Genomic DNA, 24,373 nt, shown 5'->3' with positions numbered 1-24,373 from the left:
GGGCCCGGCCGGCGGCACCGGCATATCCACTACGAGGAAGTTCCGAATGAAGCATTTCCTGCGCCCCGTGCTGACGGCGGCCGTGATGACCGTGGCGTTGGGCATGTCGACCGGCGTGTTCGCCGCTCAGCCCGCATCCAAGGCGGCTGCCAGCAGCGCCACCGACAAGGCAAAGGTGAGCTACGTAGTGGGCTGGCAGATCGCCGGCCAGATCCCGCCGATCATGCGTCAAGAGCTGGATCCGAGCGCGGTCGCCAATGCGGTGAAGGCAGCGCTTTCGGGGCAGAAGCCGACCATGACGGATGCCGAGGCGAAGGCGGTCATGGAGCCCTTCATGAAGAAGATGCAGGCCAAGGAGCAGGCTGCCATTGCGCAGGAAGCGGCCAAGAACAAGGCTGCCGGCGATGCCTTCCTGGCCAAGAACAAGACGCAGCCGGGCGTCAAGACCACGGCTTCGGGCCTGCAGTACCAGGTGATCAAGCAGGGCACCGGCGCGCGTCCGGGCCCGAACGATACAGTGAAGATCGACTACACCGGCTCGTTCATTGACGGCCAGGTGTTCGATGCCTCGTCCAAGCACAACCCGCCGGGCGCGGCTTCGATTCCGCTGGCCGGCGTGATCCCCGGTTTCCGTGAAGGGTTGGAACTGATGCAGGTGGGCGGCCACTACAAGCTGTTCATCCCGGCCAATCTGGCGTACGGCACCGAAGTGCAGCCGCCGATGCAGCCCAATGCCACGCTGATCTTCGACGTGACGCTGGTCAGCACGGCAGCGACGCCGGCGGCACCGGCCGGCAAGTAAGCCGCACCCGCACGCACCGAACGAAGGGGCGCGAAGCGATTCGCGCCCCTTCGCGTTGTTCGGTATCCGCCGGGCACCGGTTAGAATGCGCAACTGGATTCGCAAGTGATCGGCAAGCGCATGAAAGTCGCCATTTTTGGCACAGGGTACGTGGGACTGGTTACCGGCACCTGCCTGGCCGAGATGGGCAACCACGTGGCGTGTGTCGACATCGACACGGCCAAGGTCGAGCGCCTGAAGCGCGGCGAGGTACCAATCTTCGAGCCCGGCCTGACGCCGCTGGTGACGCGCAACCACGCCGAGGGCAAGCTGGATTTCACCACCGACGCGGCGAGCGCGATTGCGCCGGCCGAGGTGATCTTCATTGCGGTCGGCACGCCGCCCGATGAGGACGGCAGCGCGGATCTGCGCTACGTGCTCGAAGTCGCGCGCACGATTGGCCGCCTGCTCGATCACGATGCCGTGGTGGTGAACAAATCCACCGTGCCGGTCGGCACCGCCGACCGGGTACGGGCGACGATTGCCGCCGAGCTGGCAGCGCGCGGCGCGCAGCTCGAGTTCCAGGTTGCGTCGAATCCGGAATTCCTCAAGGAAGGCGATGCGGTCGAGGATTGCCTGCGTCCGGATCGGATCATCATCGGCAGCTCCAGCCCGCATGCGGTCGAGGTACTGCGCAAGTTGTACGCGCCGTTCAACCGCAATCACGATCGCAGCGTGGTGATGGACGAGCGCTCGGCCGAGCTGACCAAGTACGCCGCCAATGCGATGCTGGCGACGAAAATCAGTTTCATGAACGAGATCGCCAATATCGCCGAGCGTGTCGGCGCGGACGTGGAGCTGGTGCGCCAGGGCATCGGCGCCGACCCGCGCATCGGCTACCACTTCATCTATCCCGGCACCGGTTACGGCGGCTCGTGTTTTCCCAAGGACGTGCAGGCGCTGGCGCGCACGGCCGGGGACGTCGGCTACGACGCGCGCTTGCTGGGCGCGGTCGAGGCGGTCAACCACGACCAGAAGCTCAAGCTGTTCGAGTTGATGCAGCGGCACTTCGGCGGCGCGCTGGGCGGCAAGACGATCGCGCTGTGGGGGCTGGCGTTCAAGCCCAATACCGACGACATGCGCGAGGCGCCCAGTCGGCGCCTGATGGAAGCCTTGTGGCAGGCCGGCGCACGGGTGCGCGCGTATGACCCCGAGGCACGCAACGAGGCACGGCGCCTCTACGGTGAGCGCCCCGATCTGGTGTTGTGCGAGCACGCGTACCAGGCGCTGGAAGGCGCCGACGTGCTGGCCATTGTCACCGAGTGGAAGGCGTTCCGCAGTCCCGATTTTGCGCGCATCCGCACGGCGTTGAGGGTTCCGGCGATCTTCGACGGGCGCAATTTGTACGACCCGGTGCTGGTTGAAGAGGCGGGGCTCGCGTACTACGGCATCGGGCGCGGGCGCAGCCTGCAGGTGGCGCGCTGATGGCCGGCATCGACGAACGGATCGCCGATCTCGAAGTGCGGTTGACGTTCATCGACAATACGGTGCAGGCGCTGTCCTCAGCCGATGCCGAGCAAGCGTTGCGCATGGTCGAACTCGAACGTCTGGTGCATCAGCTGCGCCAGGAGTTGCAGGCCGTGCGCACCAACGAAGCCCCCGATCCGCACCTCGAACCGCCGCCGCCGCACTACTGATGCCGACCTCGCCATGAGTGAATCCTTGCGCGACCAGTTGCTGAAAAGCGGGCTCGCCAAACCGGCGACTGCGAAGCCGTGCCCGCACGGTCGGCACGGTGGGGCAAAGCCGGCACCGCCGCTGGCATCGACCAAGCCGATGTCCGAGATGGATCTGGCCAAGGCCTATGCGCTGCGTGCACAGACCGAGGCGCGCGAGCGCAAGGCGGCGCAGCGTGAGGCCGAGGAGCTGGCGCGGCTGCGCCGCGAGCGCAAGCAGAAGCTGGGCACGCTGCTCGACGGCAAGGCGCTCAACCGGCCGGATACCGAGCTGGTGCGCAACTTCGAGTACGGCGGCAAGATCCGCCGCATGCACGTGGACGCCGCGCAACTCGCGGCGTTGAACGCAGGCGAGCTGGGCATCGTGCAGTTTGCCGGCCGCTATCTGCTGGTCGCCCGCGAAGTAGCGGAGCAGGTCCGCGCGATCGACGCGCACCAACTCGCGCTGCTGGTCGATCCGGATGCCGCCGGCGACGCCGATGACGGCGTGCCGGACGATCTGGTGTGGTGACCCGGGGAGAACGACGGGGAAAGCCCGACTTTCTCCCGCGCGCGCCGAGGGTCAGGCGGGCGCCAGTGCCGGGTTGTCCCAGCCATTCTTGGGCGTGAAGCGCGCGCCGTGGCGTTCGGCGAGCTGCTCCAGCCGCACCTTCACTGCTGCCGCGCCTTCGCTGCGTACGTACTGGATCGGACCGCCGCGGAACGGGGCGAAACCAGTGCCGAAGATCACGCCGGCGTCGAGCAGGTCGGCATCGCCCACCACGCCATCGGCAAGGCAGGCCACGGCTTCATTCACCAGCGCCAGGATCATGCGGTCGGCGAGGTCGGGCGCCGCCGTGTAGTCGGGGTCGACCTCCGGCTTCACCGGCTTGCCGTCCCGCCAAGTGTAGATGCCCTGGCCATCCTTCTTGCCACGCTTGCCGGCGGCCAACGTTTCCGCCAGCCCCGGCGGCAGTTCGAGGCCAAGGAACGGCGCAAGCTCGTCGCCGACCGAGGCGCACACGTCGAGGCCGACCGTGTCGGCCAGTTCGATCGGCCCCATCGGCATGCCGAAATGTTTGGCGGCGCGGTCGATGATGGGATCAGGCACGCCCTCCGCATGTAGCCGCAGCGCTTCGAGCAAGTACGGCATGAGGATGCGGTTGACGAGAAATCCCGGGGTGCCCTTGACCGCTACGGGCAGCTTGCCCAGTGCCTTGCAGAACGCCAAGGCGCGCTGCTGGATGGCGGCGTCGAGTGCGTCGTGGCACACCACTTCCACCAACGGCATTTGCGCAACGGGGTTGAAAAAATGCAACCCGAGAAAACGCTGCGGTGCCTGCAGGCCCTTGCGCAATTCGTCGAGTGGAATGCTCGAGGTGTTGCTGGCAAGCAGTCCATCCGGCGGCAGGGCGGCTTCAAGCGTGGCGTACAGCGCTTCTTTGGCGGGCGCGTTCTCGTAGATGGCCTCGATCGCGAGCTGGGCGTCGGACACGCCGGCACCGTCGATGTCGGCACGCAAGCGGTGGGTAGCTTCGGCGCGCTGCGCCGGTTGCTTGAGCTTCTTGTCGAACAGCGCATGCGCACGGTCCAGCGCCGGCTGCACGAATTTCAGCTCGCGATCCTGCAGCGTCACCTCGAAGCCCTTGAGTGCGGCCCACGCCGCGATGTCGCCGCCCATGACGCCGGCGCCCACCACGTGCACGTGGCGAATGCCGTGCTGGCTGCCGCTGCCTTGCGCCTTCAATCGCTCCTGCAGGAAAAACACGCGGATGAGGTTGCGTGCAGTCGGCGTATCGGCCAGCCGTGCCACCGATTGCGCCTCGAGCCGGAGCCGTTGGCGGATGTCGCTGCCGCCGCGCTGCCATACGTCGATCAGTGCAAACGGCGCCGGGTAATGTTCCTTGCGCACCTTGGCGGCGGTCTGCTTGCGCACGGTGGGCGCCAGGATCTGGCGCGCCAGCCAAGTGTTGGTGAGCCATGCCTTGGCCCGCCGTGCAAACGGACGCGCATGCGGATGGCGCAGCAAGACGCGCGCTTCGGCCAGCAATTCGCTGGCGGGGGCGACGCGGTCGACCACGCCCAGCGCCAACGCGCGGCGTGCGGAAAGCGCTTTGCCGGTCAGGATCATGGGCAGCGCATCAGGCGCACCGATCAGGCGCGGCAGCCGCGCCGTGCCGCCCCAGCCCGGGTGGATGCCAAGCATGACTTCGGGCAACCCGATGCGGGTCTTGTCGTCGTCTGCCGCGATGCGCTGCCGGCAGGCCAGCGCCAGCTCGGTACCGCCGCCGAGGCAGGCGCCGTGGATGGCCGCCACCGTCGGGCAGGGCAGTTGCGCGAGCGCTTCGTACACGCGCTGGGCGTTCTCGATGCTGTCCAGCACACTGCCGTGTTTGGCGAATTCCACGAATTCCTTGACGTCGGCACCGACCGCAAAACCCGATGGTTTGGCCGAGTGCACGATCACGCCGGCGGGGTGCTCGATCGTGAGGCGCTCGACGATCTGGCCCAGCTCATCCACCACGGCCCGGCTCAGCGCATTCACGCTGCTGCCGGCGCGGTCGAGCGTCAAGGTGACGACGCCGTGCTCGTCCACGGCGGTTTTCCAGTGATCGAAGCGCAATCCTGCAAACATGGGCGGCCGCGGCGGTAGCGATGGATCGGCAAACCATACCGTCAGGGATGGCCAAATGCGAGACGTCCTTGCGCAAAGGTTCATGCAGGCGCGCGTGCTTGTGGCATGCTCCGAGACAAAGCGCGGCGCAAGCGTCCGGGGGTACGATGCGTCGGTGTTCGCAGTGTTGGGCGCTTGGGCGTTGTCGATCACGGGCTTTCCGTGCGGTCGTACCGGCACGGCGCAACTCGGGGAGATGCGATGACATCAATGGTGGACATGCCGGTGCCGATGGCGGGGCACGACACATTCGACCGGGTCCTGGCCGCGGCCGTAGGCGTGGTCGCCGTGCACAGCGCGGATGCCGCAGCCTTTGTCGAGCATTTCCGCGATATTGCCCGGCATACCGGGCAGGCGGTTTACCAGTGGCAGCCGGACATCGGCCTGTCGAGTCTGCGTGATGCGCATGCCCGGGTGCCCGATGCGCAACGACTCGGCCAAGCCTTGCGCTACATGCTGCAAAGCATGCATTTCGGGGTTTACGTGGTGCAACAACTTGAGTTGCCCATGGCGGTCGCCGACTTGACCTTGTTGCGACGCCTGGCGCGCACGCCTACCCCGCACCTGCGGCGCGTGGTGTTGCTGAACGCGCCGGCGGCGTTGATCGAGCAGCTGAGCGACGCCATCGTTACCATTGACGGGGAACCTGAGTCGCCGCCACGTTTGCGCTTGCGCAACGGCCGTTGGTTGACCACATGAGCGCGCCCGAAGGCATTCTGGTGCTGGCCAGCCGGCGCGAAGTGCGCCGGCGCGTGTTCGACGTACTGGATAGTGCCGCATGCCGACCGATCCACAGTGCGCGCGACACCCAGCACGCGGCGATCCTGCTCGAGGGGCGGCCGCCGCTGAAGTTGATCGTGGCGCTGCTCGATGCCGACCCGGATGCGGCCCGCGAATGCTGCGCGAAGTTGCGTGCCTTGCCTGCAGGCGCCGGCGTACCGTTGATCGTGATCGTCGACGACGAGACGCCACTCGACGTTTCGCAATTGCCCGACGGGGTGGATGCATGGTTGCCGGCGCAGCACATCGAAAGCGACTTGCTCGACCGCTGGCGCCGCCTGCCGGCGTCGATGCCGGCGGCCCCGGCACCGAGCCCCGGCGCCGCCGACAAGGCGCTGCGCACTTTGCTGCATATCGTGAACAGTCACGGCAGCGATGCCACCCGCGACGTGACCGCGCGCCGCGTGTTCGATGAAATGGGGCTGGATTACCTTGCCGTGTGGCCCAAGCGCGGCGACGGCGTGGATTTCCAGACGCCGCTCCTGCGGCTGTGGAACGGCGTGGAACCGGCGTGGCCGGCGGTCGACGACTTCGTGCTGTTGCACCGCGTGCTCGCGGGCGAAACCATCCTGTGGCGCAACCAGGCCCGGCAGCGGGCGCCGGATGACCCGCTGCTGCCGCAATTGGAGCTTGCCGGTTTGGTTGGTTTGCCGTTGCTCGACGAGCGGCGTGAGGTGCTTGGCGCCGTGCTTGCCGGCGCGCGTCGCGGGTTTGACGACATGGCCATTGCCGAGCCGCTCTTGCGTTGCGCGGCCTTGCGTTTTGCGCATGGCCTGGAGCTGGCACGCACACGCGAGCAGGGGCGCGCCGAGGGCCTGCTCGATGCCCTGACCGGCCTGCCCAACCGCCTGCTGTTTGCCGACCGGCTGGAAACCATCCTGCGCGAGGCGGTGCGCAACGGCGAGTGTTTTGCCGTGCTGTTCGTCGATCTCGACCACTTCAAGGCGGTCAACGACAACCACGGCCACGCTGCCGGCGACCAGGTGCTGCAGGAAGTGACCCGCCGCCTGCGCGGCAGCGTGCGCGCCTCCGACACGGTTGCCCGTTATGCCGGCGACGAGTTCACCGTCGTGCTGCGCCACATCGTCAAGAACGACGACGTGCAGCGGGTCGTGGAGAAGATCCTGCAGGCGGTTGGCGAGCCGTTGCAGCTCGACAGCGGCGTGCGGGTGGCGACCGGAGTGTCGATCGGCGTGAGCTTCTTCCCCGACGATGCGCCGGATGCCGATACCCTGATCAAGCATGCCGACGAGGCGATGTATGCGGCCAAGCATCAGGGGCGCAACACGTTTCGCGTGTATGAGGTCAGCCCCGAATATGCGCGCGAGCATGGCATGGCGCTGCGCTCGCGGTTGCGCCACGCGCTGGGCAACGGCGAGTTGCGCGTGGTGTACCAGCCGCAGGTGGAGACCCAGAGCGAAGACATCATGGGCATGGAGGCGCTGGTGCGCTGGGAGCACCCGGAGCTCGGCCTGATCAGTCCGGCGGTGTTCGTGCCATTGGCCGAGGAAACCGGCCTCATCGTGCCGATCGGCGAATGGGTGCTGCGCACCGCATGCCGGCAGGCGCAGGAGTGGGAAGCGCGCTACGCGCTGCGCTTGCGCATCGGCGTGAACCTGTCGGCGGTGCAGCTGATGGAGCCGAAGCTCCCGGCGACCGTGTTTCGCGCACTGCAGGAAACCGGCCTCGACCCCACCTTGCTGGAGCTGGAGGTGACCGAGAGCATCAGCATCAAGGCCGCGCCCAACCTGGTGGAAAACCTGCAGGCACTGCACCGGCTGGGGTGCCGGATCGCGATCGACGATTTCGGCACCGGTGCCGCTTCGCTCGACTATCTGCGCAAATTGCCGGCCGACCGCATCAAGGTCGACCAGAGCTTCGTGCGCAACATCGGCGTCGATCCGGACGACGAGGCCATCGTGCGCGCCACGATCGAGATGGCGCATCGCCTCAATCGTGCGGTCGTGGCCGAGGGCGTGGAGACCGAGCAGCATCTGGCGTTTCTGCGCGAACAGGGCTGCGATGAGTTGCAGGGGTATTTGTTCAGCCGACCGCTGGCGGTGGCCGCGTTTGAGCGACTGCTCGCCGAGCGCCAGCAGGCCCTTGGCGAGCAGCGGCCACGCGCGCAGCCAGCGGCAGTCATGGCCCACGCCGGAGCGGTCAAGGACTCGACCATGGGGGCAAGCGCTTGAGTCATGCCGGCGCAAGCCCCATCGTTTGCACTGGCTCCGTCACGTTGCGGCGAACCTGACGGTCGATACACTGGCACCCCGTGTTGAACTTGCGCGCTGCGGCTCGGTCTGAGCTGCGCGTTCGACTGGGAACGATGGCGGCGGCAACCAAGCAGGCTGCGGTGAAACCGCAGCGACTTGCATTGCGACCGCCCGCGCTCCCCGACAGCGGCCCCGTAGTGGAAGCAAACGATTGACGACGGAAACGGCCCGGACGGGCGACAACGAACTCGACCGGGCCCTGGTGGAACGCGTGCAGCGCGGCGACAAGCGCGCGTTCGACCTGCTCGTGCGCAAGTACCAGCACAAGGTCATCGGCCTGGTTTCGCGCTACCTCAAGAGTTACGCCGAGTGCGAGGACGTGGCGCAGGAGTCGTTCATTCGTGCCTGGCGTGCGATCGGCTCGTTTCGCGGCGAAAGCGCGTTTTACACCTGGCTGTACAAGATCGCGGTGAATACCGCGAAGAATCATCTGGTGGCGATGGGCCGGCGACCGCCGACCGACGACATCGACGCCGACGACGCGGTGTTCCTCACCGGCTCCGAGCGCCTGCAGGACATGGCGACGCCGGAACACGAGCTGATGCGCCAGGAAATTGAACAATCGGTGTTTTCCACTGTCCAAGCGCTGCCCGAGGAGCTCAGGGTGGCCATCACGCTGCGCGAGATGGACGGTCTGAGCTACGAGGAGATCGCCGAAAAAATGGCTTGCCCGATCGGAACCGTGCGTTCGCGCATTTTCCGTGCGCGCGAGGCCATCGACGAGAAGTTGCGGCCCTTGTTGTCGGATCGTGAGGAACACCCATGAATCAGCCAGATCAACCTCAGCACGTGCGCGAACACCTCTCGGCCGGCATCGACGGCGAGTTGTCGCGCGAAGAGCTGCGCTTCCTGCTGCGCCGACTCGATCACGACGATGAGCTGCGCGCGACCTTCATGCGCTACCACGTGGTGCGTGCCAGCCTGCATCGGCAGTTGCCGCTGCTGGCTGGCGACGGTTTTGCACAGCGCGTGATGGGCGCACTGGATGCCGAAACGGCCGCCGTGGCACCGCGCCATCGCTGGTTGCGTTGGTCGGCCGGCGGCGCTATTGCCGCTGGCGTCGCGGTGGCCGCATTGATGATTGCGCAGCCTTCCGGCGGCGATTTTGCCGGTGCCCAGGCACCGGCAACGGCGGCAGTCGAGCCCGGCATGGCGGTGCCCGACTTGCCGTCGGCGGCCTCCTCCGAGGTTGCCGTGGTGCCGACCTGGCTCAGCGGCAAGGCGCCGGGGCTGCTCAGCCAGCGCGCGTCCGCCACGCTTGGCGCGCCGCTGGACGTGTCCTTCGACGGCAACCTGTCTGGCCACGCGGCAGTCAACTCGCCGATTTCGGCGCGCGGTTATCGCGCGCTGGACAACCATGACGGCAGTTACCTGATCCTGCTCGATCCGGCCCAGCAGCCTGCGCCGGGTGCGCAACGCCAGGCGGCAAGCGCCCAGTGACGCGTTGCTGCGCGTACGCGCTGCGCTCCGGCCCTTTCCCTCCATGTTGTTCTGTCCGTTGCCCACCGGCATGCAGCGGCGGGTAACGTATGTCCCGCGTTTTTTGCAGCAAACCCAAGGAGACCTCATGACCCCGTCCGTCCAGCGCAGCAAGCCGCATGTGCGCCTGCTCGCCAGTTGTCTGCTTGCCGCCGGTGCCGCGTTTGCGCTGCCGGTTTCCGCCGCTGCGGCCGAGGCGGCGCCCGTGCAGTCGGCGTTGCCGGATTTCACCGGCATCGTGCAGAAGAACGCCCCGGCGGTGGTGCAGGTGGAGGCCAAATACGACGGCAACCGCCGGCCGGCAGCACGGGGGCGTTCGGCACGGGGCAACATGCCGAATGATCCCCAGGCCGAGTTGTTCCGGCGCTTTTTTGGCATGCCGATGATGCCGTCGCCGGCGGAGCAGGCGCACACCTCGCTGGGCTCGGGCTTCATCATTTCCGCCGACGGCTACATCCTCACCAACAACCACGTGGTGGCCGATGCCGACAAGGTCACCGTGCGCATGCAGGATCGGCGCATTCTCGACGCCAAGGTGGTCGGCACCGATCCCACCTACGACATCGCGCTGCTCAAGGTCAGCGCCGGCGGCAACTTGCCCACGGTGAGCATTGGCGATTCGCGCACGCTCAGGCCAGGCCAGTGGGTGCTGGCGATCGGCTCGCCGTTCGGCTTCGACTACACCGTGACGCAGGGCATCGTCAGCGCGGTGGGCCGCAACCTCGGCAGCCAGGATCAGCCCTATACCTCATTCATCCAGACCGATGTGCCGATCAACAAGGGCAACTCCGGCGGGCCGCTGTTTAACCTGCAGGGCCAGGTGGTCGGCATCAATTCGCAGATCTATTCCGGCACCGGCGGCTACCAGGGCGTGGCGTTCTCGATCCCGATCGACGTGGCGATGAATGCGGTGGAACAGCTCAAAACCAAGGGCTATGTCACGCGCGGGCAGCTTGGGGTGGTGGTGGGGCCGGTTGAAGACAGCGCGGTGAAGGCGCTGCATCTGGAAGACAGCGAAGGCGGTCTCGTGGCACAGGTATCGCCAGGCAGCGGTGCGGAGAAGGCCGGTATCCAACCGGGCGACATCATCATGGCTTACGACGGGCAGGCGATCCGCACGGCATCCGATCTGCCGCCCTTGGTCGGTCTGACCAAACCGGGCACGCGGGTGCCGGTGGAGATTTTGCGCAACGGCAAGAAACAGACGCTGCAGGTGACCGTGGGTGCGATGCCGCGCGACGAGAACGCGGTAAGCAATGGAGGGCCGGCCGCACCGAGTGCCAGTACTGGCGGCACCGCGCTGGGCCTCACCGTGCGTCCGCTCGACGAGGCCACGCGCAAGCAGATGGGGCTCAAGGCCGGGCAGGGCGTGGCGATCGGCGATGTCACCGGTGAGGTCGCGGCACAGGCCGGGCTGCAGCCCGGCGATGTGGTGCTGATGGTGAACCAGCAACCGGTTGGCAGCGTGGCCGCGTTCGAGCATGCCACGAAGGGCGTCAAGGCCGGGACCACCGTGCTGCTGCTGGTGCGCCGCGGCGAGCAGAACCGCTTCTTCGGCCTCACCGTGCCGAAGGGCTGACGATGACCGGTACCGCGGCACGCGCTGCCGCGGTACCGGCACCAAGGCGACGCGATGGGTCGCGGTTCCATGCGACAATACGGGGTTCCCGCTGCGCTTTTCGTGGTGGGCCCAAACGTATCGGTGCCGAACCGCGCTCCATGGAACTCATCCGCAATTTTTCCATCATTGCCCATATCGACCACGGCAAATCGACGCTGGCCGACCGCATCATCGAAATCTGCGGCGGCCTCGCCCAGCGCGAGATGGAAGCGCAGGTGCTCGACGACAACCCGATCGAGCGCGAGCGCGGCATCACCATCAAGGCGCGCTCGGTCTCGCTGCCGTACACCGCACGCGACGGCAAGACCTACCAGCTCAACTTCATCGACACCCCCGGCCACGTGGATTTCAGCTACGAGGTGAGCCGTTCGCTGGCTGCCTGTGAAGGCGCGCTGCTGGTGGTCGACGCCGCACAGGGCGTCGAGGCGCAGTCGGTGGCCAACTGCTACACCGCGGTGGAAATGTGCTTGGAAGTGGTGCCGGTGCTGAACAAGATCGACCTGCCCACCGCCGACATCGACAAGGTGAAAGGCGAGATCGAGGCGGTGATCGGCATCGACGCCACCGACGCCGTACCGATCAGCGCCAAGACCGGGCAGAACGTGGTCGAGGTGCTCGAAGCCATCGTCGCGCGCATCCCGCCGCCGAAGCCGCGCGACACCGACCGGCTGCAGGCGCTCATCATCGACTCGTGGTTCGACAACTACCTCGGCGTGGTGTCGCTGGTGCGCGTGATGCAGGGCGAGATCCGGCCCGGCGACAAGCTTTTGGTGATGTCCACCGGGCGCACGCACGAGGTGGACGAGGTCGGCGTCTTTACGCCCAAACGCAAGAAGCTCGACCAGCTCGAAGCCGGCGAAGTGGGCTGGATCAACGCCTCGATCAAGAACGTGCACGGCGCGCCGGTGGGCGACACCCTGACCTCGGCCGCGCGTCCGGCCGAGCACGCGCTGCCCGGTTTCCAGACCATGCAGCCGCGCGTGTTTGCCGGGTTGTTTCCGGTGGCCGCCGAGGATTTTCCGGCGATGCGCGAAGCGCTCGACAAGCTGCGTTTGAACGACGCGGCGCTGTTTTTCGAGCCGGAGTCCTCCGAGGCGATGGGCTTCGGGTTCCGTTGTGGCTTTCTCGGCATGCTGCACATGGAGATCGTGCAGGAGCGGCTCGAACGCGAGTACGACCTGAACCTCATCACCACCGCGCCAACCGTGGTGTACGAGGTGCTGAAAACCGACGGCAGCGTGCTCGATCTGGACAATCCGGCGAAACTGCCGCCGGTGCCGCAGATCGCCGAAGTGCGCGAGCCGGTGATCGTGGCCAGCATCCTCACGCCGCCCGACTACATCGGCAACATCATCACGCTGTGCGAGGAAAAGCGCGGCGTGCAGCGCTCTATCCAGTATCTGGCGACGCAGGTGCAGATCACCTACGAGTTGCCGCTGGCCGAGGTGGTGCTCGACTTTTTCGACCGCCTGAAATCGGTGAGCCGCGGCTATGCGTCGATGGATTACCACTTCGACCGCTTCGAGGCCGGCCCGTTCGTGCGCGTGGACGTGCTGATCAACGGCGACCGCGTGGATGCCTTGAGCCTCATCGTGCACCGCATGCACGCCGATCGCCGCGGCCGCGAATTGGTGGAACGCATGAAGGATCTGATTCCGCGCCAGCAGTTCGACGTGGCGATCCAGGCCGCGGTCGGCGCGCAGATCATTGCGCGCTCCACGGTCAAGGCCTTGCGCAAGAACGTGCTCGCCAAGTGCTATGGCGGCGACGTCAGCCGCAAGCGCAAGCTGCTGGAGAAACAAAAAGAAGGCAAGAAACGCATGAAACAGGTCGGCCGGGTGGAGATCCCGCAGGAAGCGTTTCTGGCCGTGTTGCGGACTGACAAATAGGCCGGGATTCGGGATTGGAGCTTGGGGATTCGAAAAAGCAACGAGCTTGCAGCTCTGCCGAATCCCCAATCCCCAATCTCCCATCCCGGCTCCGAAGGAGCCCCCATGGAATTCGATTTTTCTGCGGCGTTGCTGGCCCTCACCGTGCTGTTTGGCGTGGTGTGGGGGCTGGATCGGCTGTTGCTCTACAAGAAGCGCAAGGCGCGGCTCGACGCGGCTGGCAGCGAGTACCGCGATCCGGCGCCGGTGGATTGGTCGCGCTCGCTGTTTCCGGTGGTGTTGGTGGTGCTGGTGCTGCGCTCGTTCGTGGCCGAGCCGTTCCGCATCCCGTCGGGGTCGATGATGCCGACGCTCGACGTCGGCGATTTCATCCTGGTCAACAAGTTTGCCTACGGGCTGCGCATGCCGGCGTTCAACGACAAGTTCGTGTCGCTGGGCGAGCCCCAGCGCGGCGATGTGGTGGTGTTCCGCTTTCCCGGTTTCCTGTGCCGCGATGCCGACGGCAAGCTGGTGCGCAGCGGCGACATCAGTTGCGCCGACCCGCATGCGCCGGTGCCCAGCCAGAACTGGATCAAGCGCGTGATCGGCCTGCCGGGCGACAGCATCCAGGTGCACGGCAGCGATCTCCTGATCAACGGCAAACCGGTTGCCGCCGATGAGATCGGACCGTACGTGGGCAATCCCTTGCGCAGCGAAGAGCGCCTGATGCTCGACATGGGCGCCACGGTGTGGAACGAGCACCTGTCACGGCCGGACGGGCAGGTGGTCAACCATTTGATTGCGCGCATGCCGGCGTACACCACGCCGTACCCGATCCCGAACGCGAACGTGCCTTCCAGGGTGCCGCCCAATTGCTACCTCGTGATGGGCGACAACCGCAACAACAGCACCGACAGCCGCTGGTGGGGCTGCCTGCCGGAGCGCGATCTTGCCGGCAAGGCATTCATGATCTGGATGAGCTGGAAGGGCTGGGGCACCGGCGGCATCGATTTCCACCGGATCGGCACGCTCATTCATTGATGGTTGACGCGGTTGGGGCTGTGGTGGCGCTGGCATAATCGGCGCCCAGCAGTTGCCGGTGGCCGGCACTCACACCAAGCGAGGGGACGATGAAAACCAGACAGTCGGGCGTGACCCTGATCGGCATGCTGATCATCATCATGGTCGTGGGCTTTTTCGGCTACATGGGCATGAAACTGATTCCGGCCTACACCGAGTACATGGGGGTGGTGAAGGCGATGAACGGCGTTGCCAGCTCCGGCACCTCCGGCCGCTCGCTCGACGAGATCCGGCGCGACCTGCTGCGCCGAATGGACTTCCAGTACGTCGACGACGCTACGGTGAAGCCGACCGACATCACCATCGACCGCAGCAGCGGCGGCGCCAGCACGCTCAAGGTGAGCTACCAAAAAGACATTCCCTTCCTGTACAACGTCGACTTTCTCCTGAGCTTCGAGAAGAGCGTGCCGCTACAGGGCAACGTGGCGCAGTGAGTCGAATACCTTGAGTTTTCCGTACCGTTTTAAAGATGACGCGTTGGCAGCGCTGGCGCTGACCCACCGCAGCGTGGGCAAGCCGAACAACGAGCGCCTGGAGTTTCTCGGCGATGCGCTGCTCGGCGCGTTTGTGGCCGAAATGCTGTATGCGGCGCATCCAAAGGCCAGCGAGGGCGAGCTCTCGCGGCTGCGTGCGCAGCTCGTCAATGGCGATGCGCTGGCGGTGATTGCGCGCGAGCTGGAGCTTGGCGATGGCCTGAAACTCGGCCCCGGCGAACTCAAGAGCGGCGGTTTTCGCCGTGATTCCATCCTTGCCGATGCGTTCGAGGCGACGCTTGCCGCGGTGTTTCTCGACGGCGGGCTTGATGCTTGCCGCAAGGTGGTGCGCGAGCTGTTCGCGGAGCGCATCGCCACGTTGCACCGGTCGTCCAAGGATGCCAAGACGCGGCTGCAGGAGTGGCTGCAGGGCAAGGGGTGTGGCTTGCCGCACTACGAGTTGGTTGCCACGCATGGCGAAGATCACGCCAAGACCTTCGACGTGCGCTGCACGGTGACCGAGCCGGCCGCTGCCAGTGCCGAGGCGAGCGCGCCGAGCCGGCGGCATGCCGAGCAGGATGCCGCCGAGCAGGTGTTGGCGCAGCTCGTCGCGCTGGCCCACTGAGGGCCGGTGGGAAGGCCGCCGGTTCGGGGCGCTCCACCGCGATGCCTCTGGCGGGGTGCCACGCGAAAACGGCGGTCATTGGGTTCCAAGCCCTGTGTTTTCCCGTGACGCGTGTTGCCGCACACGCAGGGTGACGTTTTTCACCAGCTCCAAATTCTGGCCACCGGCCGGCCGCGCCGCGTTGGCCACGCAAGCGCCTAATATCCACATATCTCCCGAACGGTTTCTTCTGCCATGTCCCATCCGTCCGACCCCGGCGCCGACGCGGCACTGCCGCATGCCGATTTCCGCTGCGGCCTGGTGGCGCTCACCGGCCGCCCCAACGTCGGCAAATCGACCCTGCTCAATGCCTTGATCGGCTTTCGGCTGTCGATCGTCAGCCCGCGTCCGCAAACCACGCGGCACCGCATTCTCGGCATCGCCAACAGCGACGCGGGACAAGTGCTGTACGTCGATACGCCGGGGCTGCATCGCGGCGCGAAGCGGGCGATGAACCGCAGCTTGAACCGGGCCGCGCGCGCGGCGATGAGCGACGTCGACCTGGTGGTGCAGGTGATCGAGGCCGGACGCTGGACCGACGAGGACGAGGCGCTGTACGCGACGCTGGTCGAGCACACGGCGCCACGCATGCTGGTCATCAACAAGGTGGATCTGAACAAGGACAAATCCGCCTTGCTGCCGTTTGTTGCCGGCCTCGGCGAGCAGCACGCGTTTGCCGAAATCCACTACGTCAGCGCGCTGAAAAAGCAGGGGCTGGCCGAGCTGGAGCAGGCCATTCGCGCCCGCTTGCCGGTGCGCGCGCCGATCTATGGCACGGAGGAAGTCACCGACCGCAGCGAACGTTTCCTGGCTGCCGAGATGGTGCGCGAGCAACTCATGCTGCGGCTCGACCAGGAACTGCCCTACGCCACCACCGTCGAGATCGAGGAATTCCGTGACCGCACGGATGGCATCACCGAGGTGCATGCCGTGGTGTGGGTCGAGCGCGATGGCCAAAAGGCGATCGTGATCGGCCAGGGCGGTGCCCAGCTCAAGGCCATCGGCACTGCCGCCCGCCGCCGCATGGAGCAACTGTTCGACCGCAAGGTCTACCTGCGCCTGTGGGTCAAGGTGCGCGAAGGCTGGGTGGACGACGAGGCGATGCTCAAGAAATTCGGGTATACCGATTAACGAGATTCGGGATGGGGGATTCGAGATTGGCAAGAGCATCGCGTGCCCCGGCTTTGACGAATCCCGAATCCCCCGATCCCGAATCCCATGCGTATAACCCAACAACCCGCCTACATTCTCCACGCGCGGCCGTACCGTGAGACCTCGCTGCTGCTGGAGTGTCTGACGCGCGATTACGGGCGGTTGGGGATGGTGGCGCGTGGGGTGCGTGGGGAGCGCGGGCGGCGTCGTCGGGCGCAGCTGGAACCGTTCCAGCGGCTGGCGGTCGATTTTACGCAGCGCGGCGAGCTGGCAACGCTGGCGGGCAGCGAGGTGGTCGATACCGGGCCGGTCCTGAGCGGGAACAGCAGCCTGGCAGGGCTGTATCTCAACGAGTTGGTGGTGCGCCTCACCGCGCGGCAGGACGCACAGCCTGCGTTGTTCGACGCCTACGCGGCAACCCTGGTGCGGCTGGCGTCCGGCGCGGCCACGGCGTGGACCTTGCGCCGGTTCGAGCGCGATCTGCTGACCCTCATCGGCTATGCCTTGCCACTGCAAACCGAAACCGATGGCGAGACGCCGCTGCAGCCTGCCCAGTGGTATCGCTACGACGTTGGCCAAGGTGCAAGCCGGGTGCCGGCCTTGACACCACAAGCGGTGCGTGGTGCGGATTTGCTGGCACTGGCGACCGACACTCCGCCCGATGCCGCGGGGCTGGCGGCCTTGCGGCGATTGATGCGCGAAGTCATCCGCTACCACCTGGGGGGCAGCGAGCTGCGTGCGTGGCGGGTGCTGGCACCGCTGCGTGGCGGACCGCCTGCGCGCACGCCCTGACCAGCGAATCATTCGGGCTGCAGCGCGTCCAGCGTGGCGGTCACCGCGGCGTCGAAAGCATCCAGCGTTGCCGGGTTGATCGTGGCCGATGCCTGCACGCGTTGCTGCAGGCGCGCAACGGCGGCGGCCAGCGCTGGCGTGCCGCAGAACCCGCACGAGGAGCGCAGCCGGTGCAGCCGTTCGCCAAACGCATTGCGTTGCGTGGCGAGAGCGGCGAGGTCGCGTTGCAGCGCCTGCAGCTCATGGCGCAACAACGTGCGCAGCGCCTGCATGGTGGCGGCATTGCCGGTTGCGCGTACGGCGGCGGCATTGTCCAGCAGCGGAGACGCGCCGGGCACCAGCAGCATCAGGTTGCGCAATTGCGCCATGCCGCATGGCTTGGGCAGCACCGCGTGAAATCCGGCTGCCAGCAGGCGGGTGCGGGTGGCGGCTTCGGGCTCGGCGGTGCTGGCAACTGCCACCGCGTGGCCGGAACGCGCGTGCGGGTCGGCCTGCAACCTCGCCAAAACGTCCAGTGCGCCGGCCACGGGCATGCGGCAGTCGAGCAGCAACAGGTCAAAACGTTCGGTTTGCGCCCAGTGCACGGCGCCGGCACCGTCGGCGCAGGTCGTGACGGCTGCCCCGAGCGCGGCCATGGCATCGCCGAGAAAACGGCAACTGGCAGCATCGTCGTCGGCAATCAATACGCGCAAAGCGGGTTGCCACGGTGCCGTGGACGGTGGCGTGACGATGTCGACGGCCATGGCCGGGTCCTTGTCGTTCAGCTGGCTTTGGCAGAATGGCCGCTCATGCGCCGTACATCAAGCCACCTGCTGCTTGGCCTTCTGTTGCTGCTCGGTTTGGGCTGGGCCATGCCGGGGCATGCCGACGTGACCGTGGCGATGCGTCAGTTCAGCGCGCCGGGGGTGCGCCTGCAGACGGTGGCGGCCCGGTTGAGTGCGGCGCCGGACGGCGGTGTGCTGGTGCAGTTGCAGGCGGCGCAGGCCGAGGTGGCGGCGCTTGGCTGGCAGCGCGTGGGGGTGCGACTCGATGGTCGCCTGTATCGCGATGCCCGGGCGCGCTGGGTGTTTGACGGCCGCGCACGGTTGGCCGACGCTCCCGGCGGTGCACTCACCGACGCGCAGGTGAACGGGCTGGTCAGTGCCAGCGCGGACACCGTGCAGGTGACGTTGCAACAGGGCAAGGCCAGCGGCAGTGCCTGGCTGCCGCTCGACCAGCCGAGCCACGCACAGATCAGCCTGCGCCACTGGCCGGTGGCATGGTTGCAAGGGCTGGTGGCCAAGGTGTGGGGCGGGCGGCTGGGTGCAGGGCAGGTTACCGCCGATCTTGCAATCGACGTGCGTGACAAGCGGGTGCAATCCTCCGGCCAGTTTGCGCTGGATGGGGTCGGTTTTGACACCCCGAACGGCAAGCTGGCCGCGGGGACGTTGAACGGGGATGGCCGCTTCAGTTTCGAGCAGAATCCGGACGGTTCGCGGCTTGCGGTGCAGGGCGGTTTGAATGGCGGCGAGCTGCTGGTGGGCGACATGTACGCCAAGCTGCCCTCTCACCCGTTGCAGCTGGACGTGGCGGCACGCATCCGGCGTGGCGCGCTGGATGTGGAGCGCCTGCGGGTGAACGACGCCGATGCGCTGCAGCTCGATGGCAGCTTTGCGACGGATGCGAAGGGGAATCTCCAGCGCCTGCGCATCAGTCGCCTGCATGCGAGTTTTCCGGCGGCCTATGAGCGCTACGGGCGCACCTGGCTTGCCACGCTGGGCGTGCGCAATGCACACATCACCGGACATTTGAGCGGGCAGCTGGACTGGGCGGCCGATGGCCTGCGCGCGTTTGCGTTCAACACCGACGGGCTGGATGTCGTCGATGCCGGTGGCAAGTTTGGCGTGACCGGCCTGCGCGGCGGGCTCGACTGGGCAGCGAAAGGCGAGCGGCCGGCAACCCGCCTTGCCTGGCATTCGCTGCGGGCGTATCGACTCGAGGCTGGCGCGGCGCAGTCGCAGTGGCAAACCTATACCGGCTCACTCGAACTGACGTCGCCGTTCGTGATTCCGCTGTACAAGGGCCAGTTGCGGGTGGCGCGGATCGATTATCGACCCACCGCCAGCGAGACCCAGCGGCTGGCCACCAGCCTGGCCGTGACCGGGGTCGACATGGCCAGCCTCAGCCACGCGCTGGGGTGGCCGGTGTTTTCGGGCACGCTGGGTGGCGCCATACCGTCGCTGCGCTGGCAAGGCGACCGGCTGGATCTTGCTGGCGGGTTGTCGATCAACGTGTTCGGCGGGTTCATCGACATGACTGCCGTGAGCCTGCAACAGCCGTTTGGCGATGCGCCGGTGCTGGCCGCCAATGTCCAGTTGAGCCAGCTCGATCTGGGGGCGCTGACCGGCGTGTTTGACTTCGGCAGTATCACCGGGCGTCTGGACGGCAACATCGACGACCTGCGCCTGGTGGGCTGGAGCCCGGTCGCGTTCAAGGCCTCGCTGCTGGCGGCCGGCGGCGGGCGTATCAGTCAGCGGGCGGTGAACAACCTCACGGTGGTTGGCGGCGGCGGTGTCGCGGCCGGGCTGCAGGGGGCGGTGCTCAAGCTGTTCAAGACCTTCAGCTACAAGCGCATTGGCCTCAATTGCACGCTGCACGGTGCGGTGTGCGACATGAGCGGCCTGAAGGACGAAGACGGCGGCTACACTATCGTCGAAGGCAGCGGGTTGCCGCGCCTGGAGGTGATCGGCTACCAGACGCGGGTCGACTGGCCTACGCTGGTGCATCGGCTGCGCGACGCCGTCAAGGGCAACGCGCCGGTGGTGCGCTGACTGCAGCCGCGTTTTCCATCGAGCGTTTCAGGGGCATCCATGCGCAAATTCAGTGGCTTTCTCGTCACCTTGCTCGCGGTCGCGGTCGCCGGGTGCGTCACGATCAACGTGTACTTTCCCGAAGCCTCCGCGCAAAAGGCGGCCGACCAGTTCGTGGGCGGCGTACTGGGTGAGGCGCCGGGCAAGCTGGCACCCGCGCCAGCAACGCCAGCGCCGACGCAAGCACCGAAATCCGGGCCGTCGGCAAGCCTGATGAATCTCTTGATCCCGGCCGCGCAGGCTGCCGAGATTCCGGACCTGCGCATCCAGACGCCGGCGGTGCAGGCGATCCAGGCGCGCATGCGCACGCGCTTTGCCACCGAGTTGCAAGGTTTGATGGAAAGCGGCGCCGCGGGCTTTACCCGCGACGGCATGGTGGCGCTGCGTGATCCAGCCAAGGTGCCGCTGGCGCAGCGCGCGCAGGCCACGATCGCGGTGGCCGACGAAAACCGCGACCGCGCGGCGCTGTATCGCGAGATCGCCAACGCCAATGCGCATCCGGAGTGGGAGGCGCAGATTCGCGCGACCTTCGCCAAGACCTGGATCGAACGCGCGCACGCCGGCTGGTATTACCAGGACGCCGCGGGCGCGTGGCAACGCAAGTGAGCGGCGCGCGACGCGGGCGCCGCGGTTCGCGATAATGCGCGGTCTACCCCTGCGTTGAAGCGCCGCGGATCATGTCACGCCACCACTCCCGTCCACCGGCCACTGCGGCCGAATTCGAAGCCGACATCACCGCGCTGGGCCACGACGGCCGCGGCGTGGCGCGCATCGACGGCAAGGCGGTGTTTGTCACCGGCGCGCTGGAAGGCGAGCATGTGCGCCTGCGCATCCGCCAGCGCCATCGTCACTACGACGAGGCCGACACGGTCGAGGTGCTGGTGCCTTCGCCCGATCGCGTCACGCCCAAGTGTCCGCACTTTGGCGTGTGCGGCGGCTGCACGCTGCAGCACTTGAGCTCGGCGGCGCAGATCGCCGGCAAGCAGAAGGTGCTGGCGGAAAATTTCACCCGCATCGGCAAGGTCGAGCCGCGCGAGTGGTTGCCGCCGCTGACCGATGCATTGTGGAACTACCGCCGGCGTGGCCGCCTGTCGGTGCGCGCGGTGCCAAAGAAAGGGCGCGTGCTGGTCGGTTTCCGCGAAGCGGCCAATCCGCGTTATGTGGCCGACCTGCGCCATTGCGACGTGGTGCACCCCCGGCTGGGCGAGCGCATCGAGATGCTGGGCGACCTGCTCGGCACGCTGGAGGGCGCCGCCAGCATTCCGCAGATCGAATTTGCGGCGGGCGACGACACCGTGGCGCTGGTATTTCGCCACATGCAGCCGCTTAGCGAGCACGACCGCCAGGCGCTGACCGCGTTTGCACAGCGCGAAGGCTTTGCGATCTACCTGCAGCCCGGCGGCATCACCAGCGTGGTGCCGTTGTGGCCGGCCTCGCCGCGGCTCGCCTATACGTTGTCGCCCGGTGACGGTGCCGCCGATGTGGAGCTTGAGTTCGAGCCGCTGGATTTCGTGCAGGTCAACGGCGGCATGAACCGCAGGATGCTGGCGCACGCCATGCAGCTGCTCGATCCGCAGCCGGACGACCGCGTGCTGGATCTCTTCTGCGGGCTGGGCAATTTCACCCTACCGCTGGCGCGGCGGGTGGCCGCGGTGGCCGGGGTCGAAGGCGAGCATGGCCTGGTCGCGCGCGCGGACGCCAATGCGCGCCGCAATGGCATCGGCAATGCACGCTTCCACGTCGCCAACCTGTTCGAGGACCAGCACGGCGCGGAGTGGGCGCGTACGCCGTGGGACAAGCTGCTGCTCGATCCGCCACGCGCCGGCGCCGATCAGGTGCTGGCCTACCTGCCGCATCAGGCGACGCGGCGCGTGGTGTACGTCTCCTGCCATCCGGCGTCGCTCGCGCGCGATGCCGGCATCCTGGTGCACCAGCACGGCTTCACGTTGCGTGCGGCGGGCGTGATGGACATGTTCCCGCACACCGCGCACGTCGAGTCGATTGCCTGGTTCGAGAGGTAGGCCGTGGGCATCGAGATCGAGCGCAAGTTTCTCCTCGCGAGCGATGCGTGGCGCGCGCAGGTCACGCGCAGCATGCAGTTTGCGCAGGGGTATCTGGTTGGCGCCGCGGCACTGGCCGCCGGGCAGGCGCGCGCCTCGGTGCGTGTGCGGCGTGCCGGCGATGCCGCGTGGATCAACATCAAGGCCGCCAGGCCCGGCATCGAGCGCGCGGAATACGAATACCCGCTGCCGCCGGCCGACGCGGATGAACTCCTCGCCACGCTGTGCGATGGTGTGCTGCGCAAGTGGCGGCACCATGTGCGGGTGGACGGCGTGCTGTTCGAGGTCGATGAATTTCTCGACGCCAATGCCGGCCTCGTCGTGGCCGAGGTCGAGTTGCCGCAGGTGGATGCGCCGTTTCCACGGCCGGCATGGCTGGGGCGCGAGGTGAGCCGGCTTTCGCGCTACTACAACGTCAACCTCATCGCGCATCCGTATGCGCGCTGGACGGCCGCCGAACGCGGTGGCGATGATGCGGAGGCAACCTGATGTTGCTGATCGGGCTGGCCGGCACCAGCGTGGCCGCGCGCGAGCGGGCATGGCTCACCGCGCCGAACGTTGCCGGCGTCATCCTGTTTGCGCGCAACTATGCCGATCGCGACCAGCTCATGGCGTTGTGCGCATCGATCCGCGCCATCGGCGGCGACGACAAGCTGATTGCGGTGGATCAGGAAGGTGGGCCAGTGCAGCGCTTTCGTGCCGGGTTCACCCGCTTGCCGGCCTTGGCGCGCATCGGCGCGGTGTACGACCGCGCCCCCGACGAAGCGGTTCGCCTGGCCGAAGAACACGCTTGGCTCATGGCCAGCGAGTTGCGCGCGAGCGGCGTGGATTTCAGTTTTGCGCCGGTGGTCGACCTCGCACGCGGCAATGCCGCCATTGGCGTGCGCGCGTTCCATGCCGACCCGGCGGTTACCGCCGATCTGGCCGCCGCCTACGTGCGCGGCATGCATCTGGCCGGCATGGCCGCCGTGCTCAAGCATTTCCCCGGTCATGGTTCGGTGGCGGTCGATACGCACAAGGCGCAGGCGGTGGACCCGCGCCCGCTCGCCGAGATTCGCCGCGATGATCTGCGCCCGTTCGCCGAGTGCATTGCCACGCATGTCGAAGCGGTGATGCTGGCGCATGTGATCTATCCGGCACTGGACGCGGTGCCCGCCGGGTTTTCGCGGCGGTGGATCCACGACGTGCTGCGCGACGAACTCGGCTTCACCGGCATCGCCATCAGCGACGACATCAGCATGGTGGCGGCCGGTGTGGCCGGCGCCGTGGCAGCGCGTGTGCACGGCCACCTGGATGCCGGCTGCGACCTCGTATTGGCCTGCTTCCCCGATGTCGTTCCCGACGCCATCGCTGCGGTGGCCGACCGCGCGCCCCTTGCCGCCGAACGGCTTGCCACCCTGCGCGGCACCGTGGCCGCCACTTGGGCTGGCCTGCAGGACAACCCGCAGCGCGACCGTTTTGTCGCGCGCATCACGGCGCTCGACGCCGATCAGGATCACGCATGAACCAGCCCGCCCCCAGCTTGCAAGCCGCACTCGCGCATGCCGAAGTGCTGCACACGCGCGCCGAAATCGAAGCCGTGATTGCCGACATCGGTCGCCGCATTGACGTGGAACTGCACGGCGAGCGCGCGGTGTTCCTGACCGTGATGAACGGCGCGCTGATGTTTGCCGGGCATCTCGCGCTGGCGATCCGCACCGATCTCGAATTCGATTATGTGCATGCCACCCGCTATCGCGGCGAAACCCGTGGCAGCGAGCTGAAGTGGCTGCGCGAACCGGTGGCTGACCTGCGTGGACGCAGCGTGCTGCTGGTGGACGACATCCTGGACGAAGGCAACACGCTCAAGGCGGTACGCGACGAATGCTTGCGCCGTGGTGCGCGGCGGGTGCTGATCGTCAGCCTGTGCACCAAGGATCACGACCGCCTGGTGCCAGGCATCCATTCGGATTTCAACGGCATCGTGCTGCCCGACCGCTACGTGTTCGGTTTCGGCATGGATTACCACGAGCAGGGGCGCAACTTGCCGGATATTTATGCGTTGAAGGCAGGGAATGGGGATTAGGGAGCCGGGATTTGGGATACGGGATTCGGGATACGGGATTCGGAAAG

Annotated in this window: 23 protein-coding genes; 21 read left to right on the top strand and 2 right to left on the bottom strand. The window is 66.9% G+C overall.

Translation table 11 applies throughout. The features are described 5' to 3' along the window. Positions 1–46: 46 nt before the first annotated feature. From AC3WP6_RS10070 to AC3WP6_RS10055, 4 genes are all read left to right on the top strand, one after another. Positions 47–802 (top strand): FKBP-type peptidyl-prolyl cis-trans isomerase, encoded by a 756-nt coding sequence (locus tag AC3WP6_RS10070; RefSeq protein WP_492627583.1) that lies wholly within the window; start codon positions 47–49, stop codon positions 800–802. Between the two features lie 120 nt (positions 803–922). Further along, positions 923–2,266 (top strand): UDP-glucose dehydrogenase family protein, encoded by a 1,344-nt coding sequence (locus AC3WP6_RS10065; RefSeq protein WP_492627582.1) that lies wholly within the window; start codon positions 923–925, stop codon positions 2,264–2,266. Then, positions 2,266–2,478: a SlyX family protein gene (locus tag AC3WP6_RS10060; protein WP_492627581.1), complete on the top strand. Its 213-nt coding sequence runs from the start codon at positions 2,266–2,268 to the stop codon at positions 2,476–2,478. Before AC3WP6_RS10065 ends, AC3WP6_RS10060 begins: the two co-directional genes overlap by 1 nt. A 13-nt stretch (positions 2,479–2,491) precedes the next feature. After that, complete coding sequence (locus AC3WP6_RS10055; protein WP_492627580.1) at positions 2,492–3,028, top strand: DUF2058 domain-containing protein; 537 nt, start codon at positions 2,492–2,494, stop codon at positions 3,026–3,028. A gap of 51 nt (positions 3,029–3,079) precedes the next feature. Here AC3WP6_RS10055 and AC3WP6_RS10050 read toward each other — a convergent pair whose 3' ends face one another. Continuing rightward, complete coding sequence (locus tag AC3WP6_RS10050; RefSeq protein ID WP_492627579.1) at positions 3,080–5,131, bottom strand: 3-hydroxyacyl-CoA dehydrogenase NAD-binding domain-containing protein; 2,052 nt, start codon at positions 5,129–5,131, stop codon at positions 3,080–3,082. 240 nt (positions 5,132–5,371) lie between these two features. Between AC3WP6_RS10050 and AC3WP6_RS10045 the strand changes: the two genes are divergently transcribed. From AC3WP6_RS10045 to recO, 11 genes are all read left to right on the top strand, one after another. Further along, the gene (locus AC3WP6_RS10045) at positions 5,372–5,869 is read left to right on the top strand and encodes a hypothetical protein (protein WP_492627578.1); all 498 of its coding nucleotides are present in this window, start codon (positions 5,372–5,374) and stop codon (positions 5,867–5,869) included. Next, complete coding sequence (locus AC3WP6_RS10040) at positions 5,866–8,142, top strand: putative bifunctional diguanylate cyclase/phosphodiesterase (RefSeq protein WP_492627577.1); 2,277 nt, start codon at positions 5,866–5,868, stop codon at positions 8,140–8,142. Before AC3WP6_RS10045 ends, AC3WP6_RS10040 begins: the two co-directional genes overlap by 4 nt. A 232-nt stretch (positions 8,143–8,374) precedes the next feature. Next, complete coding sequence (gene rpoE, locus AC3WP6_RS10035; protein WP_492627576.1) at positions 8,375–8,989, top strand: RNA polymerase sigma factor RpoE; 615 nt, start codon at positions 8,375–8,377, stop codon at positions 8,987–8,989. Beyond that, positions 8,986–9,663, top strand: a complete 678-nt coding sequence (locus AC3WP6_RS10030) for a sigma-E factor negative regulatory protein (protein ID WP_492627575.1) — start codon at positions 8,986–8,988, stop codon at positions 9,661–9,663. Before rpoE ends, AC3WP6_RS10030 begins: the two co-directional genes overlap by 4 nt. Positions 9,664–9,790: 127 nt before the next feature. Next, positions 9,791–11,281 carry a DegQ family serine endoprotease gene (locus AC3WP6_RS10025; RefSeq protein ID WP_492627574.1) on the top strand — a complete coding sequence of 497 codons (1,491 nt, stop codon included), beginning with the start codon at positions 9,791–9,793 and terminating at the stop codon, positions 11,279–11,281. Positions 11,282–11,421: 140 nt separating this feature from the next. Continuing rightward, positions 11,422–13,212 carry a translation elongation factor 4 gene (gene lepA, locus AC3WP6_RS10020; RefSeq protein ID WP_492627573.1) on the top strand — a complete coding sequence of 597 codons (1,791 nt, stop codon included), beginning with the start codon at positions 11,422–11,424 and terminating at the stop codon, positions 13,210–13,212. A 105-nt stretch (positions 13,213–13,317) separates the two neighbouring features. Then, the gene (gene lepB / locus AC3WP6_RS10015; protein ID WP_492627572.1) at positions 13,318–14,232 is read left to right on the top strand and encodes a signal peptidase I; all 915 of its coding nucleotides are present in this window, start codon (positions 13,318–13,320) and stop codon (positions 14,230–14,232) included. Positions 14,233–14,321: 89 nt separating this feature from the next. Continuing rightward, positions 14,322–14,705, top strand: coding sequence for a DUF4845 domain-containing protein (locus AC3WP6_RS10010; protein WP_492627571.1), 384 nt, complete (start codon positions 14,322–14,324; stop codon positions 14,703–14,705). Between the two features lie 10 nt (positions 14,706–14,715). Continuing rightward, on the top strand, positions 14,716–15,369 hold the full coding sequence (gene rnc / locus AC3WP6_RS10005; protein ID WP_492627570.1) for a ribonuclease III: 654 nt from the start codon (positions 14,716–14,718) through the stop codon (positions 15,367–15,369). 234 nt (positions 15,370–15,603) lie between these two features. Next, the gene (gene era, locus AC3WP6_RS10000) at positions 15,604–16,539 is read left to right on the top strand and encodes a GTPase Era (RefSeq protein WP_492627569.1); all 936 of its coding nucleotides are present in this window, start codon (positions 15,604–15,606) and stop codon (positions 16,537–16,539) included. A gap of 87 nt (positions 16,540–16,626) precedes the next feature. Next, the gene (gene recO / locus AC3WP6_RS09995) at positions 16,627–17,352 is read left to right on the top strand and encodes a DNA repair protein RecO (protein ID WP_492627568.1); all 726 of its coding nucleotides are present in this window, start codon (positions 16,627–16,629) and stop codon (positions 17,350–17,352) included. Positions 17,353–17,360: 8 nt separating this feature from the next. On the opposite strand, the gene AC3WP6_RS09990 is transcribed toward recO, so the two are convergent. Further along, a complete protein-coding gene (locus AC3WP6_RS09990) occupies positions 17,361–18,095 on the bottom strand; it encodes a response regulator (RefSeq protein WP_492627567.1) in 735 nt (244 codons plus the stop codon). Positions 18,096–18,140: 45 nt separating this feature from the next. Here AC3WP6_RS09990 and AC3WP6_RS09985 point away from each other — a divergent pair, with 45 nt between their 5' ends. From AC3WP6_RS09985 to AC3WP6_RS09960, 6 genes are all read left to right on the top strand, one after another. Continuing rightward, the gene (locus AC3WP6_RS09985; protein ID WP_492627566.1) at positions 18,141–20,162 is read left to right on the top strand and encodes an AsmA family protein; all 2,022 of its coding nucleotides are present in this window, start codon (positions 18,141–18,143) and stop codon (positions 20,160–20,162) included. A gap of 39 nt (positions 20,163–20,201) precedes the next feature. Continuing rightward, positions 20,202–20,807, top strand: a complete 606-nt coding sequence (locus AC3WP6_RS09980; protein ID WP_492627565.1) for a YdbL family probable chaperone protein — start codon at positions 20,202–20,204, stop codon at positions 20,805–20,807. A gap of 71 nt (positions 20,808–20,878) precedes the next feature. Next, positions 20,879–22,222: a 23S rRNA (uracil(1939)-C(5))-methyltransferase RlmD gene (gene rlmD / locus AC3WP6_RS09975; RefSeq protein WP_492627564.1), complete on the top strand. Its 1,344-nt coding sequence runs from the start codon at positions 20,879–20,881 to the stop codon at positions 22,220–22,222. 3 nt (positions 22,223–22,225) lie between these two features. Next, entirely contained in the window at positions 22,226–22,750 is a 525-nt protein-coding gene (locus AC3WP6_RS09970; RefSeq protein ID WP_492627563.1) for a CYTH domain-containing protein, read from the top strand. Beyond that, entirely contained in the window at positions 22,750–23,766 is a 1,017-nt protein-coding gene (nagZ, locus tag AC3WP6_RS09965; protein ID WP_492627562.1) for a beta-N-acetylhexosaminidase, read from the top strand. Before AC3WP6_RS09970 ends, nagZ begins: the two co-directional genes overlap by 1 nt. Continuing rightward, on the top strand, positions 23,763–24,326 hold the full coding sequence (locus tag AC3WP6_RS09960; protein WP_492627561.1) for a hypoxanthine-guanine phosphoribosyltransferase: 564 nt from the start codon (positions 23,763–23,765) through the stop codon (positions 24,324–24,326). Before nagZ ends, AC3WP6_RS09960 begins: the two co-directional genes overlap by 4 nt. The last annotated feature ends 47 nt before the right edge of the window (positions 24,327–24,373 follow it).

This window comes from Rhodanobacter sp. FW106-HT46G03 (genome assembly GCF_058789895.1).
Note: the sequence above shows the minus strand (reverse complement) of the source record. Positions and strands in the feature narration are given on the sequence as shown.

Bases quoted from the DNA above. Each gene is read 5' to 3' on its own strand.
- AC3WP6_RS10060 (WP_492627581.1), top strand. From the start codon at position 2,266: ATGGCCGGCATCGACGAACGGATCGCCGATCTCGAAGTGCGGTTGACG.
- AC3WP6_RS10040 (WP_492627577.1), top strand. From the start codon at position 5,866: ATGAGCGCGCCCGAAGGCATTCTGGTGCTGGCCAGCCGGCGCGAAGTG.
- AC3WP6_RS10045 (WP_492627578.1), top strand. From the start codon at position 5,372: ATGACATCAATGGTGGACATGCCGGTGCCGATGGCGGGGCACGACACA.
- AC3WP6_RS09980 (WP_492627565.1), top strand. From the start codon at position 20,202: ATGCGCAAATTCAGTGGCTTTCTCGTCACCTTGCTCGCGGTCGCGGTC.
- nagZ (WP_492627562.1), top strand. From the start codon at position 22,750: ATGTTGCTGATCGGGCTGGCCGGCACCAGCGTGGCCGCGCGCGAGCGG.
- rlmD (WP_492627564.1), top strand. From the start codon at position 20,879: ATGTCACGCCACCACTCCCGTCCACCGGCCACTGCGGCCGAATTCGAA.
- AC3WP6_RS10055 (WP_492627580.1), top strand. From the start codon at position 2,492: ATGAGTGAATCCTTGCGCGACCAGTTGCTGAAAAGCGGGCTCGCCAAA.
- AC3WP6_RS10025 (WP_492627574.1), top strand. From the start codon at position 9,791: ATGACCCCGTCCGTCCAGCGCAGCAAGCCGCATGTGCGCCTGCTCGCC.
- AC3WP6_RS09960 (WP_492627561.1), top strand. From the start codon at position 23,763: ATGAACCAGCCCGCCCCCAGCTTGCAAGCCGCACTCGCGCATGCCGAA.
- AC3WP6_RS09990 (WP_492627567.1), bottom strand. From the start codon at position 18,095: ATGGCCGTCGACATCGTCACGCCACCGTCCACGGCACCGTGGCAACCC.
- AC3WP6_RS10030 (WP_492627575.1), top strand. From the start codon at position 8,986: ATGAATCAGCCAGATCAACCTCAGCACGTGCGCGAACACCTCTCGGCC.
- AC3WP6_RS10050 (WP_492627579.1), bottom strand. From the start codon at position 5,131: ATGTTTGCAGGATTGCGCTTCGATCACTGGAAAACCGCCGTGGACGAG.
- AC3WP6_RS10065 (WP_492627582.1), top strand. From the start codon at position 923: ATGAAAGTCGCCATTTTTGGCACAGGGTACGTGGGACTGGTTACCGGC.
- era (WP_492627569.1), top strand. From the start codon at position 15,604: ATGTCCCATCCGTCCGACCCCGGCGCCGACGCGGCACTGCCGCATGCC.
- lepB (WP_492627572.1), top strand. From the start codon at position 13,318: ATGGAATTCGATTTTTCTGCGGCGTTGCTGGCCCTCACCGTGCTGTTT.
- AC3WP6_RS10010 (WP_492627571.1), top strand. From the start codon at position 14,322: ATGAAAACCAGACAGTCGGGCGTGACCCTGATCGGCATGCTGATCATC.
- AC3WP6_RS10070 (WP_492627583.1), top strand. From the start codon at position 47: ATGAAGCATTTCCTGCGCCCCGTGCTGACGGCGGCCGTGATGACCGTG.
- recO (WP_492627568.1), top strand. From the start codon at position 16,627: ATGCGTATAACCCAACAACCCGCCTACATTCTCCACGCGCGGCCGTAC.
- lepA (WP_492627573.1), top strand. From the start codon at position 11,422: ATGGAACTCATCCGCAATTTTTCCATCATTGCCCATATCGACCACGGC.
- AC3WP6_RS09985 (WP_492627566.1), top strand. From the start codon at position 18,141: ATGCGCCGTACATCAAGCCACCTGCTGCTTGGCCTTCTGTTGCTGCTC.